This is a genomic window from Streptomyces sp. NPDC017979, from assembly GCF_044328175.1.
Classification (GTDB): domain Bacteria; phylum Actinomycetota; class Actinomycetes; order Streptomycetales; family Streptomycetaceae; genus Streptomyces.
This window is the reverse complement of sequence record NZ_JBIRGU010000019.1, coordinates 1-12,589: the sequence shown is the minus strand read 5'-3', so window position 1 is coordinate 12,589 and position 12,589 is coordinate 1. Positions and strand designations below refer to the sequence as shown.

The window sequence follows — 12,589 nt, the reverse complement described above, 5'->3', positions numbered from 1 at the left end:
CCGTCCGTCGGGAGCGGGGCGTGCGGACGCGCCCCCTCCGGCGCCGCACACCACCGCAACGGTCCGACGGGACCCCTCCACCGGCCGGCCCGGGCAGCCCGCCGGCACGGCCCGGACCGTACGCTGTGTCCCGTGGCAGAACCGGCAACAGACACCGGCGCGGGCGCGGCAGCGCCGCCCGCCGCCGTGCGCATCCCGCGGGCGAAGGTCCTGCTGTCCACGGCCTCCGTCTACCCCGAGTCGACCGCGACCGCCTTCGAGGTCGCCGCGCGCCTCGGCTACGACGGCGTCGAGGTCATGGTCTGGACGGACCCGGTCAGCCAGGACGTCGAGGCGCTGCGCCGGCTCTCCGACTACCACCAGGTACCGGTGCACGCCGTCCACGCGCCCTGTCTGCTGATCACCCAGCGCGTCTGGTCCACCGACCCCTGGGTCAAGCTCCAGCGCGCCCGGGCAGCCGCGGAGAAGTTGGGCGCCTCCACCGTCGTGGTGCACCCGCCGTTCCGCTGGCAGCGGCAGTACGCCCGGGACTTCGTCAACGGCATCTGGCGGATGGCGGACGAGACGGACGTCCGGTTCGCCGTCGAGAACATGTACCCCTGGCGCTACAAGGACCGCGAGCTGCTGGCGTACGCCCCCGAGTGGGACGTCACCAAGGACGACTACCGGCACTTCACGATCGACCTGTCCCACACCGCGACCTCCCGCTCCGACACCCTCGCCATGGTCGACCGGATGGCCGACCGCCTCGGCCACGTCCACCTCGCCGACGGCAAGGGGTCCGCCAAGGACGAGCACCTGGTGCCCGGGCGCGGCGAGCAGCCCTGCGCGGAGCTGCTGGCACGCCTCGCCCGCAGCGGCTACGACGGCCACGTGGTGATCGAGGTGAACACCCGCCGCGCCATGTCCACCGCCGAACGCGAGGCCGACCTCGCCGAAGCCCTCGCCTTCACCCGGCTCCACCTGGCCCCGCCCGCCGCAGTGCCCCGGCCGGACGGGACACCGGGAGCACGCGGCGCGTGACGGACGGTGCCCCTCCCCGTGCCGTAAGACCCCGCCTCCGGTCTCACCTCCGGTCCCGCATCCCGGACGGCGCGTCCAGATCTTGGAGCGGCGGCGTACGCTTTCTCGTACCGACCTACCTACCGAGGAGCGAGCGACGATGCCCGAGCTGAGGTCCCGCACCGTCACCCACGGCCGCAACATGGCGGGCGCCCGCGCCCTGATGCGCGCCTCGGGCGTAGCCAGCGCGGACATCGGCAAGCCCATCATCGCCGTGGCGAACTCCTTCACCGAGTTCGTGCCCGGGCACACCCACCTCCAGCCCGTCGGCCGGATCGTCAGCGAGGCGATCAAGGCGGCCGGCGCGATCCCGCGCGAGTTCAACACGATCGCCGTCGACGACGGCATCGCGATGGGCCACGGCGGCATGCTCTACTCCCTGCCGTCCCGCGACCTGATCGCCGACAGCGTGGAGTACATGGTCGAGGCGCACTGCGCCGACGCCCTGATCTGCATCTCCAACTGCGACAAGATCACCCCGGGCATGCTGAACGCCGCGCTGCGGCTGAACATCCCCACGGTCTTCGTCTCCGGCGGCCCCATGGAGGCCGGCCGGGCCACCCTCGTCAACGGCACCGTCCGCAAGCTGGACCTGGTCAACGTGATCGTCGACGCCGTCGACGAGGCCGTCTCCAACGAGGACATGCTGCGCATCGAGGAGAACGCCTGCCCGACCTGCGGCTCCTGCTCTGGCATGTTCACGGCCAACTCCATGAACTGCCTGACCGAGGCCATGGGCCTGTCCCTGCCGGGCAACGGCACCGTCCTCGCCACGCACACCGCCCGCCGCGCCCTGTACGAGGACGCGGGCCGCACGGTCGTGGAGATCACCAAGCGGTACTACGAGGACGACGACGAGAGCGTCCTGCCCCGCTCCATCGCCACCCGCGGCGCGTTCGAGAACGCCATGGCCCTCGACATCGCCATGGGCGGCTCCACCAACACGATCCTCCACCTGCTGGCCGCCGCGCAGGAGGCCGAGCTGGACTACGGCCTCGCCGACATCGACGCGGTCTCGCGCCGCGTGCCGTGCCTGGCGAAGGTCGCCCCCAACGTCGCGCCCCAGGGCACGTACTACATGGAGGACGTCCACCGCGCCGGCGGCATCCCCGCGATCCTCGGCGAGCTGTACCGCGCCGGCATGCTGGACGAGGACGTCCACGCCGTCCACGCCCCCTCCATCAAGCAGTGGCTGGACACCTGGGACGTCCGCGGCGGCTCCCCGTCGCCCGAGGCGGTCGAGCTGTGGCACGCCGCGCCCGGCTGCGTCCGCTCCGCCGAGGCGTTCTCCCAGTCCGAGCGGTGGGAGACCCTCGACACCGACGCGGCCGACGGCTGCATCCGCGACGCGACGCACGCCTACAGCAAGGACGGCGGGCTCGCCGTCCTCAAGGGCAACCTCGCCGTCGACGGCTGCGTCGTGAAGACCGCGGGCGTCGACGAGTCGATCTGGACCTTCGAGGGCCCGGCCGTCGTCTGCGAGTCGCAGGAAGAGGCCGTCGACAAGATCCTCACCAAGCAGATCAAGGAGGGCGACGTCGTCGTCATCCGCTACGAGGGCCCCCGCGGCGGACCCGGCATGCAGGAGATGCTCTACCCGACGTCCTTCCTCAAGGGCCGCGGGCTGGGCAAGTCGTGCGCCCTGGTCACCGACGGCCGCTTCTCGGGCGGCACGTCCGGGCTGTCCATCGGCCACGCCTCGCCCGAGGCGGCGTCCGGCGGCACGATCGCGCTCGTCGAGGACGGCGACCGCATCCGCATCGACATCCCGAACCGCACGATCGACCTCCTCGTCCCCGACGCCGAACTGGCCGCGCGCCGCGAGGCGCTGGGCGGGGCGTACGTGCCGAAGGGCCGCGAGCGCAAGGTCTCGGCGGCGCTGCGGGCGTACGCGGCGATGGCCACGAGCGCGGACCGCGGCGCCGTCCGCGACGTCTCCCGCCTGTAGCCCCCACCTCCTCGGGAACCCACGCCCTCCGGGCGTGGGTTCCCCCTCTTTCCGGCGCGAGCGCCGGCCCGCGTGCGTCAGGTACGGGCACCCGTGTTCTTGGACGACATCGCCGTAGTGCCGGGGGAGCGTTGGTCTCTGCGGCCCGGTGGTGGGCTTGTCACGCACTTCCGCCCCCTACGCCCAGAGGGCGTGAGGGACCCCCAGCGCCCCCAGAAGACCCCGGACTGCCTGGGCTACGAGCGGTCCTGGGCTACCAGCGGGCCGGGGCGTCCTGGGGGACGCCGAACACCGCGCCGCTCGGGGCGCCGGAGACGACGCCGGTGCCGGTGAGCACGGGCGCCGGCAGGTAGGACGCGTACGTGTTCTCGCCGGCGTCCATGCGCGGGTCCGTCTGACCTGCGTACGACCCCCGCACCGCGTCCACCGCCAAGAGGCGGCCGTCGCCCGCACTCACGTAGACCGCCGCCCCGCCCGCCGTCGGGCGGGACAACTGCGTCGCGCCCGTCTCCGTACGCCACAGCTGCGCACCGCCCCGCACCGCGACGAGGGAGCCGCCCGCGCCGCTCAGGTACACGACGTCGCCGGCGACCGTCGCCTGGGCCTGGGGCACCGGCGCCGGCAGGCGGGTGCGGGCCGGCGGCGCGGACGCGCCCGGCACGCGGACGACCTCCTTCGTGTCCCCGGCCGCGTCCACCGCGTGCAGGTACAGCGCGTCACCGGAGACGCCCACCGGCCGCAGCGCCCCCGCCACCCGCTTCGCCCACCGCACCGCGCCCGTCGCGAGGTCGACCGCGGTCACCTCGGACGTGGACCCGTTCGCCAGCGGCGCCGTCACGGCGTAGCCGACCGCGCCGGCCCCCGCCCACTCCGTCCCCGTTCCGCCGTGCCGCCCCTGCCACAGCTCCCGGCCGGTCCGCGCGTCGAGCGCCCGCACCCGCCCGTCGTCCTTGCCCAGCAGCACCACGTCCCCCACGTGCCGCACGGAGGAGTACGCGGCGGTCGACGCCGACCACCGCACGTGCCCGTTCGCCGGGTCCAGTGCCTCCGTCCGCCGCCCGCCGGACGACCGCACGTGCACCAGGCCGCCCGCCACGACCGGCGGCCGCGGCCCGACGGACGACGCCCCGCCGTCGTCGGCGCCTTCCCGCGTCCACGTCCGCCGCCCCGTCGCCGGGTCGAGCCGCGCCGCCGCGATCCCCGGCGCGGCGCAGTACAGCGCGGCGCCCTCCGGCGCGGACGTGCACGCCGGTGTGCGCTCATCGCCGGGCCCGTCGCCGAGCCGTACGTCCCACGCCGACGGCGCCTTGGCCGCCGAGCCGACGCCCCGCGTGCCCCGCGGCCCGTCCTCGTCCCCCGCGACCTGTGCGACGACGACCCCGCTCACCACCGCGATCACCACGGCCGCGGCCCCCGCGACCACCGCCCGGCGCCGCCGCCCGCTCAGCCGCGCCCGCATCCGATCGCGCTTCCGGTCCCGTACGGGAAGTTCGGGCGCGCGCTCCCGCGGGTCCGGGGTGCGCGGCAGCGGCACGTACGCCTGCGTGTCGTACCCCGACGACGGCGAAGCCGCCTCCCGCAACTCCGCCATCACCTCGTTCGGCGTCGGCCGCCGCGCCGGGTCCTTCGCCAGACAGCGGCTGATCAGCGGCACCAGCCCGGGCGGCACCCCCGTCAGATCGGGCTCGTCGTGCACCACTTGGTACGCCACCACGTACGGACTGTCCGAGTCGAACGGCCCCCGCCCCGTCAGTGCGTGCACCAGCACCGAGCCCATCGCGAACACGTCCGCCTCGGGCCCGACCTCCCTCGGCCGCTGGAACTGCTCGGGCGCCATGAAGGGCGGCGTCCCGATCAACTTCCCCGTCTCCGTGCGCAGATCGCTGTCCGCGGGGCGGGAGATGCCGAAGTCGATGACCTTCGGACCGTCGGCGGCCAGCAGCACGTTGCTCGGCTTCAGATCGCGGTGGACCACCCCGGCGCGATGGATGTCGCGCAGCGCCTCCGCGAGCCCGGCGCCCGCCCTGCGTACCTCGTCGACGTCCAACGGGCCGTTCCGCTTCACCCGCTCCGCGAGGGTGGGACCGTCGATGAACAGCGTCGCCATCCAAGGTCGTTCGGCATCCGGGTCGGCGTCCACGACGGGCGCGGTGAAGGCCCCGCTGACCCGCCGCGCGGCCGCGACCTCCTGCCGGAAACGCGCCCTGAACTCGGAGTCCGTGGCGTGCTCGGCGTGGATCACCTTCACCGCGAGCCGTAGCCCCGATGCCGAGGTGGCCAGGTGCACCACGCCCATGCCGCCGGTGCCGAGCCAGGATTCGAGCTGGTACTGCCCGGCGTACGCGGGCCCCGACTCCGATTCCGGTTGACCGCCTCCCGGGTAACCCCCGGCGCTCCGCAGCGGTGGCATCCCCACCCCCACCCTTGGTCGCGTCTTCAAAGTGCCGTCCGCCTGCCGTGCCCTGGCACGTCCCCCGCTGCGTCCGCCTGGCCCGTAGGGGCAGGGGAGAGACCGCACGCACCAGACTCCGCCGGGCCCTCCCCAGGGCGTCGCCCGAAAAGACCCCCGAGCGGGCGGGCGACGCTGCTTTGAAGACACTCCCCGGCTCGACTTGGCTGATTCGCCCGCGCGATTTCACGGAGCCTAGTCGATGGTCAGTGCGAGTCGGGCTGGCTGCGGCCGGGCGAGCCGCGTACCGTGACCCACGCACTTCCACCAAACGGGGGGATTTCCATGGCATTTGACGAAGTGCGGCCCGAAGCCGACGTATCCACCGGTCCGCAGACCCTGACGGCCGACGCCGACGCCGACGCCGCGGACGCCGAAGCCGTCGCCGCTGCCGCTGCCGCTGCCGCTGCCGCGAAGAGCTACCCGGTCGCCCCGGGCGTCGCCCTCAAGGTCCGCTCGGGCCCCGGCACCCAGTACGACCACGTCCGCACCCTCCCGGTGGGTGCCAGCGTGCGGATCTTCTGCCAGAAGCCGGGGCAGGCCGTGAAGGGCCCGTACGGCACCTCCCGCATCTGGGACAACATCGGCAACGGCGAGTTCGTCTCGGACGCGTACGTACGGACCGGCAGCGACGGCTACGTGGCCATCCGCTGCTGACTCCCGCGACGCGCCGCCCGCCCCGTTCCGCACCGTGGGGATAATCGACACCGTGAGCGAGCAGCAGCAGACGGGCGACAACACCAGCGCGGACACCAGCGACGCCCCCGCAGGCACGGGCAGCGCCCCGGCAGGCGGCGACGGCAGCACGACCGTCGCCGCCGGCCCGCAGCCCGAGCCCATCCGGTTCTTCGGCACCACCTGGGTCGAGCGCGACCGGGGCTACGGCCTGCGCCGCGCGGGCGTCGCCGCCGGCGCGCTCGCCGCGGCCGTCGTCGGCGCCTTCGCGCTGCGCCTCGGCTACCAGGGCCTGGCGATCGCCGAGGTCGGCGGCTTCCTGAACGCCCTGGTCATCGTGATGTTCGCGGTGTGCAGCGCGATCGCCTTCCGCAAGACCTGGGAGGGCTTCACCCGCCGTCCGACCGGCGCCGCGACTCCGGACGCCCTCCGCTCCCTGAACACCATCGGCTTCATCGGCGTCCTGCTCGCCTGGTTCTTCCGCACGTTGAAGGAAGCACCGGGGGAGAAGCTGCACCGCGAGGAGTACGAGACGGCCCGCGTCCAATACGACAAGCGCCGCCGCTCCCGCACGGGCAACCCCGCGGCCCGCGCCGCCAACCGCGGCGGCCAGCGCAAGCAGAAGCGCAAGCGGTCGTAGAGCCCTGCTGCGCCGCGGGCGCGGCAACGCCGTGGCCCGGGCACAGGCGAGCGCGAGCCACGACGACGCGCCCGGCCGCCGCCCGAGCGCAGGCGTGAAACGCCCCCCGCCCGGCCAAGATCCCCACCATGAGCAACCACGCCACCACCCCCATCCACACCCAGCACGACCGTGCCCGCTCCTTCGACACCGTCGCCGCCCGGTACGCCGCCGCCCGCCCCGGCTACCCGCCCGCCCTCTTCGACGCGGTCGAAGAGCTGACCGGCCGCCCCTTGCGCGGCTCCCGCGTCGTCGACGTCGGGGCGGGCACCGGCATAGCGAGCAGACTCCTGCACGAGCGCGGCGCCCGCGTCACCGCCGTGGAGCCCGGCGCCGGCATGGCGTACGAATTCCGCCGCACCCTCCCCGACGTCCCCCTCGTACGCGCCGTGGGCGACGCCCTCCCGCTCGTCGACGACAGCGCCGACCTCATCACGTACGCCCAGGCGTGGCACTGGACCGACCCCCGCCGCTCCGTCCCCGAAGCGCTGCGCGTACTGCGCCCCGGCGGCGCGCTCGCCCTGTGGTGGAACGTCGCCGACACCACCGCCCCCTGGGCCGCGGCGCAGCACCGACGGCTCAGCCGCGCGATGCCGGCCTGGAGCCACGGGGCGCCCGGCCCCGCCCGGGGCCTCCCGGCGCCGCTGCGCCCGATGGAGCGCACGGTCCGCTGGTCCCGCGCCGTCCCGCTCGCCACCCACCTCGACAACCTCTCCAGCCACTCCCTCCTCCTCACCCTCGGCGCCGCGGCGGAGGACGTCCTCGCGCAGGAGCGGGCCGCACTGCTGAAGGAGTTCCCGGACGGAGTGGTCCGCGAGGAGTACGCGGTCGATCTGACCGTCACGATCGCCTGACCGCCTGACCGCCTGACCGCCTGATCGCCTGATCGCCTGATCGCCTGACCGCCTGACCGCCTGATCGCCTGATCGCCTGACCGCCGAGACCGCCGGCACGACCGGCCGACTGTCACAATCCGCGGTCCCGGCCCGTCCACCCCATGACCCCCGGGCGGCCGGAGCACCGACCGCCGCCCACCGGACACCGCGCACGGAGGACCGACCATGGCCGAGCTGATCCTGTTCGAACAGCAGCGCGCCCGCCTGTGGGGCATCGCGTACCGGATCACCGGCTCCGTCGCCGACGCCGACGACGCCGTGCAGGACGCCTGGCTGCGCTGGCAGCGGCTGCCGGACGGCGAGGCCGCCGACCCCGCCGCGTACCTGACGACCGTGGTCAGCCGGATCTGCTACGACCAGCTCACCTCCGCCCGCGCCCGCCGCGAGTCCTACGTCGGACCCTGGCTGCCCGAGCCCGTCGTCACCGACGGCGGACCCGAGGACCGGGTCACGCTCGACGAGTCCGTGGGCATCGCCCTGCTCTCCGTACTGGAACGGCTCACCCCGGCCGAGCGCACCGCCTTCATCCTGCACGACGTCTTCGCCGTGCCGTTCCAGGACATCGCGGACGTCGTCGGCCGCACCTCCGGGTCGGTGCGCCAACTCGCCTCCCGCGCCCGCCGCCGGGTGCGCGACGAGGCGCCCCGCGCCACCGTCGACCACGCCGAGCACCGCAAGACCGTCGACGCGTTCCTCGCCGCGGTCACCGGCGGCGACATGGACGCGCTGCTGGAGGTCCTCGACCCGGACGTCGTGTGGCGCTCGGACGGCGGCGGAAAGGTGTTCGCCGCCCGGGTCCCGATCGTGGGCCGCACCGAGGTCGCCCGCTTCATCGACCGCCTGATGCGCTCCTTCGTACCAGGCCGCACCTGGCTCGCCCCGTACGACGTGAACGGCTCGCCCGGCCTCGTGCTCGGCGATCCCCAGGAGGGCTGGGAGGCGGTGTACGGCTTCACCGTCCACGAAGGCCGCATCATCCGCGTCGACGTCGTCCTGAACCCGGACAAGCTCACCCACCTGGACTTCGGCTCCCTGAGCCCCTGAGCTCGTGAGTTCGTGGGCCCCTGAGCAAGCGGGCCCCGCAGCGCGTCACACTTTCCCCGTCTGCGTCGTCCCCCGGATATGACGACCACACGCCGCACCAAGAAGGCCGACCACGAGACCGGGCCCCGGGTCATCGTCGTGGGCGCGGGGTACGCCGGGCTGCTCGCCGCCCTGCGCCTCGCCCCGCACGCCCGGGTCACCCTCGTCGACCCCAGCGACCGCTTCACCGAACGCATCCGCCTGCACGAACTCGCCGCCGCCCGCCCCGACGCCAGCCACCCCCTGGCCGACCTGCTGCGCGGCACCGGCGTACGCCACGTGGCCCGCCGCGCCACCGCCATCGACCCGGCCGCCCGCACGGTCACCACCGACGGCGGCGGCACCCTCCCGTACGACCGAATGGTGTACGCCCTCGGCAGCCGCACCGGCGCGGGGGACGGCCGCGAACCCGAGGGGCGGGTCCACACCGCCGAGACGGCCGAAGCGCTGCGGCAGCGGCTGCGGCACGGCAGCGGCACGCTCGCCGTCGTCGGCGGCGGCCTCACCGGCATCGAGATGGCCGCCGAACTGGCCGAGACGTACCCCGACTGGAAGGTGCGCCTGCTCACCGCGGGCAGCGTCGCCACCGGCCACAGCGACCGCGGCCGCGCCCACGTCCACAAGGTGCTCACCGCCCGCGGCGTCCGCATCGAGGAGGGCGTCGCCGTCCCCGACGCGGACGCCGTCGACGCCGACGCCGTCGTCTGGGCCGGCTCGATGGTCCCGAACACCGACCTCGCCGCCGCCGCCGGCCTCAAGCTGGCCCCCGCCACGGGCCGGGTCGAGGTGGACGACGCCCTGCGCTCCGTCTCCCACCCGGAGGTCCTGGCGGTCGGCGACGCCGCAGCCGGCCACTCGTCGCAGGCCGGCGAACTGCGGATGGGCTGCGCCGCCGCCCTGCCCACCGGGAGCCAGGCGGCCTCCGCGATCATCGCCGAGCAGCGCGGGCAGGAGCCGAAGCCGCTGAAGTTCCGCTACGTCCTCCAGTGCGTCAGCCTGGGCCGGCGCGACGCCCTGATCCAGTTCGTCCGGCCGGACGACTCCCCGCACGACCGGGTCCTGACCGGCCGCACCGCGGCCGGGGTCAAGGAGCAGATCGTCCGCTCCACGCTCCTCTCCCTCCGCCTGGCCCGCCGCAGCCCCGACCTGTTCCCCCGCATCACCGGCATGGGCTGACGTCCTCCGCCCCGGGTCCGGCCGGCGACTGGACCCGGGGCGCCCGGCAGCGCACCCGGCCCGACGCCCACCGATGGGAGGATGACCGCAGATACCCCCAGCGCGAGGTGAACAGAGCCATGACCCAGACAGTCGCCGTGCTCGGCACGGGCAAGATCGGCGAAGCCCTGCTCAGCGGCATGATCCGCGCCGGCTGGCGGCCCGCGGACCTCCTCGTCACCACCCGCCGCAGCGACCGCGCCGAAGAACTGCGCACCCGCTACGGCGTCGAACCCGTCGCCAACGCCGAAGCCGCCAAGCGCGCCGACACCCTCATCCTGGCCGTCAAGCCCCAGGACATGGGCAAGCTCCTCGACGAACTCGCCCCGCACCTGCCCGCCGACCGCCTCGTCATCAGCGCCGCGGCCGGCATCCCCACCGGCTTCATCGAGGAACGCCTCACCGCCGGCACTCCCGTCGTCCGCGTCATGCCCAACACCCCCGTCCTCGTCGACGAAGGCATGTCCGTCATCTCCGCCGGCGACCACGCCACCGCGGCCCACGTCGCCCACGCCGAGGAGATCTTCGGCAGCGTCGGCAAGACCCTCCGCGTCCCCGAGTCCCAGCAGGACGCCGCCACCGCCCTCTCCGGCTCGGGACCCGCGTACTTCTACTTCCTCGTCGAAGCGATGACGGACGCCGGCATCCTCCTCGGACTGCCCCGCGCCCAGGCCCACGACCTCATCGTGCAGGCCGCCATCGGCGCCGCCGTGATGCTCCGCGACAGCGGCGAACACCCCGTCAAGCTCCGCGAGGCCGTCACGTCCCCGGCCGGCACCACCATCAGCGCCATCCGCGAGCTGGAGAACCACGGAGTGCGCGCCGCCCTGATCGCCGCCCTCGAAGCCGCCCGCGACCGCAGCCGCGAACTCGCCTCCGGCAACGGCTGACCGCCCCGCTTCCGCGGGCCCTTCCCCCCACCGGGCCCGCGGCACGGGTCCACGCACCGCTACCCGGGCAGCAGTCCGATCGCCGCGTGGGCGGCGTCCACCCGCGGCCGCGCCATCTCCCGCGCCCGAGCGGCCCCCTCCCGCATCACCCCGTCGACGTACGCACCGTCCGCCGCCAGCTCCGCGTGCCGCTTCTGCACCGGCCGCAGCACCTCCACCACGGCGTCGGCCACGTCCCGCTTCAGCGCCCCGTACGACCCGTACGCCCCCGCCAGCTCCCCGGGCTCCCCACCGGTGCAGGCGGCGAGCACCTCCAACAGGTTCGCCACCCCCGGACTCGCCTCCCGGTCGTACGAGACCTCCGTCCCGCTGTCCGTCCGGGCCCGCATCACCTTCCGCCGCACCTGGTCCGGGTCGTCCAGCAGGTACACGATCCCCGCCCCCGAGTCATGGGACTTCCCCATCTTCGACGTCGGGTCCTGGAGGTCCATCACCCGCGCCGCCACCGTCGGATGCGTCGCCTTCGGCACGGTGAAGGTGTGCCCGTACCGCTGGTTGAACCGCACCGCCAGGTCCCGCGCCAGCTCCACGTGCTGCGTCTGGTCCTCCCCGACCGGCACCTCGTCCGTCCCGTAGGCCAGGATGTCCGCCGCCATCAGCACGGGATAGGTGAGCAGCGACAGCCGTACGCTCTGCCCCGCCGCCCGCGCCTGCGCGCCCTTCTCCTTGTACTGGATCATCCGCCGCAGCTCGCCGTCCATGGCGGTGCACTCCAGCAGGTACGACAGCCGGGTGTGCTCGCCGACGTGGCTCTGGACGAAGACCGTGCACCGCTCGGGGTCGAGCCCCACGGCCAGCAGCAGCGTCGCCGCCTGGCGGCTGAGCCGGCGCACCCGCGCGGGGTCGTGCTCCATCGTCAGCGCATGCAGGTCCACCACGCTGAACAGCGCGTCCGCCCGGTGCTGGTCGACCTCGACCCAGCGGCGCAGCGCCCCGAGGTAGTTGCCCAGCGTCAGATGCCCCGTGGGCTTGACCCCGCTGAAGATCCTCGACATCTCGTTCTCCCTCATCTCCCGGTGTGGCCCCGCACCCGGCGGGCCCCACTCCCCGAGGGGGAGAAACGAGAACGGCCGCCGAGGCGGCGGCCGTTGTGTGCGCGTCTGTGCCGGCCGCCGTCAGGCGGCCCACCACTGAAGGAGGCACGTGCGCGTTGTCATGGGACGGGACTCTAGCGGACGACCAGCGAGATTTGACAGCCCACCGGGCGGCTCCGTAAGGTTCTCCGAGTTGTCCGACGTGAGCGCCGACCCAGGTTGGTCCCCGGACGACCATTCCGCAAGACACACTACGAACGAGCGACGCTGTCTGTCGCCTGCTTTTCAGTGCGCTTTTGTGAAATGAGGAATCCGCGTTCGAGAGAACGCAGCCCGATTAGCGTCGGGGCCGGGAATCCGCTAAAGTCTCACTCGTCGGAACGGCCGAGAGGCCAGGAAGACAAAAACCCCGAGTTTCGACCGGGAATCAGGCCCGAAAGGATCTGATAGAGTCGGAAACGCAAGACCGAAGGGAAAAGCCCGGAGGGTCCTGAGAGGGACTCGAAGGAAGCGTCCGTTCCTTGAGAACTCAACAGCGTGCCAAAAGTCAACGCCAGATATGTTGATACCCCGTTCTCACAGTCTCTGTGCTGTGGGG

General features: G+C 73.6%; 10 protein-coding genes. 8 read left to right on the top strand and 2 right to left on the bottom strand.

What is annotated here, in order from left to right; all coding sequences use genetic code 11:
* Positions 1 to 186 precede the first annotated feature (186 nt).
* Both ACH4E8_RS32755 and ilvD read left to right on the top strand, forming a co-directional pair.
* Complete coding sequence (locus ACH4E8_RS32755; protein WP_398455269.1) at positions 187 to 1,023, top strand: sugar phosphate isomerase/epimerase family protein; 837 nt, start codon at positions 187 to 189, stop codon at positions 1,021 to 1,023.
* A gap of 139 nt (positions 1,024 to 1,162) precedes the next feature.
* On the top strand, positions 1,163 to 3,010 hold the full coding sequence (ilvD, locus tag ACH4E8_RS32750) for a dihydroxy-acid dehydratase (protein ID WP_398455165.1): 1,848 nt from the start codon (positions 1,163 to 1,165) through the stop codon (positions 3,008 to 3,010).
* Positions 3,011 to 3,263: 253 nt separating this feature from the next.
* On the opposite strand, the gene ACH4E8_RS32745 is transcribed toward ilvD, so the two are convergent.
* Entirely contained in the window at positions 3,264 to 5,420 is a 2,157-nt protein-coding gene (locus ACH4E8_RS32745; protein WP_398455163.1) for a PQQ-binding-like beta-propeller repeat protein, read from the bottom strand.
* A gap of 324 nt (positions 5,421 to 5,744) precedes the next feature.
* Here ACH4E8_RS32745 and ACH4E8_RS32740 point away from each other — a divergent pair, with 324 nt between their 5' ends.
* The 6 genes from ACH4E8_RS32740 to proC all read left to right on the top strand — a co-directional run bounded on the left by ACH4E8_RS32740 (position 5,745) and on the right by proC (position 10,897).
* Entirely contained in the window at positions 5,745 to 6,116 is a 372-nt protein-coding gene (locus ACH4E8_RS32740) for a peptidase (protein ID WP_398455161.1), read from the top strand.
* 52 nt (positions 6,117 to 6,168) lie between these two features.
* Complete coding sequence (locus ACH4E8_RS32735) at positions 6,169 to 6,774, top strand: hypothetical protein (protein WP_398455159.1); 606 nt, start codon at positions 6,169 to 6,171, stop codon at positions 6,772 to 6,774.
* Positions 6,775 to 6,902: 128 nt separating this feature from the next.
* Positions 6,903 to 7,667, top strand: coding sequence for a class I SAM-dependent methyltransferase (locus ACH4E8_RS32730; RefSeq protein ID WP_398455158.1), 765 nt, complete (start codon positions 6,903 to 6,905; stop codon positions 7,665 to 7,667).
* 207 nt (positions 7,668 to 7,874) lie between these two features.
* Complete coding sequence (gene sigJ / locus ACH4E8_RS32725) at positions 7,875 to 8,753, top strand: RNA polymerase sigma factor SigJ (RefSeq protein ID WP_398455156.1); 879 nt, start codon at positions 7,875 to 7,877, stop codon at positions 8,751 to 8,753.
* A gap of 78 nt (positions 8,754 to 8,831) precedes the next feature.
* A complete protein-coding gene (locus ACH4E8_RS32720; protein WP_398455155.1) occupies positions 8,832 to 9,968 on the top strand; it encodes an NAD(P)/FAD-dependent oxidoreductase in 1,137 nt (378 codons plus the stop codon).
* 119 nt (positions 9,969 to 10,087) lie between these two features.
* The gene (proC, locus tag ACH4E8_RS32715; RefSeq protein WP_398455153.1) at positions 10,088 to 10,897 is read left to right on the top strand and encodes a pyrroline-5-carboxylate reductase; all 810 of its coding nucleotides are present in this window, start codon (positions 10,088 to 10,090) and stop codon (positions 10,895 to 10,897) included.
* Positions 10,898 to 10,956: 59 nt separating this feature from the next.
* Here the strand turns inward: proC and trpS are convergent, their stop codons facing one another.
* Positions 10,957 to 11,952, bottom strand: a complete 996-nt coding sequence (trpS, locus tag ACH4E8_RS32710; protein ID WP_398455151.1) for a tryptophan--tRNA ligase — start codon at positions 11,950 to 11,952, stop codon at positions 10,957 to 10,959.
* Between the last annotated feature and the right edge of the window lie 637 nt (positions 11,953 to 12,589).

What these genes read in the sequence shown, in the direction of transcription:
- ilvD (WP_398455165.1), top strand. Translation starts at nt 1,163, where the DNA reads ATGCCCGAGCTGAGGTCCCGCACCGTCACCCACGGCCGCAACATGGCG.
- ACH4E8_RS32745 (WP_398455163.1), bottom strand. Translation starts at nt 5,420, where the DNA reads ATGCCACCGCTGCGGAGCGCCGGGGGTTACCCGGGAGGCGGTCAACCG.
- ACH4E8_RS32740 (WP_398455161.1), top strand. Translation starts at nt 5,745, where the DNA reads ATGGCATTTGACGAAGTGCGGCCCGAAGCCGACGTATCCACCGGTCCG.
- ACH4E8_RS32730 (WP_398455158.1), top strand. Translation starts at nt 6,903, where the DNA reads ATGAGCAACCACGCCACCACCCCCATCCACACCCAGCACGACCGTGCC.
- sigJ (WP_398455156.1), top strand. Translation starts at nt 7,875, where the DNA reads ATGGCCGAGCTGATCCTGTTCGAACAGCAGCGCGCCCGCCTGTGGGGC.
- ACH4E8_RS32720 (WP_398455155.1), top strand. Translation starts at nt 8,832, where the DNA reads ATGACGACCACACGCCGCACCAAGAAGGCCGACCACGAGACCGGGCCC.
- proC (WP_398455153.1), top strand. Translation starts at nt 10,088, where the DNA reads ATGACCCAGACAGTCGCCGTGCTCGGCACGGGCAAGATCGGCGAAGCC.
- trpS (WP_398455151.1), bottom strand. Translation starts at nt 11,952, where the DNA reads ATGTCGAGGATCTTCAGCGGGGTCAAGCCCACGGGGCATCTGACGCTG.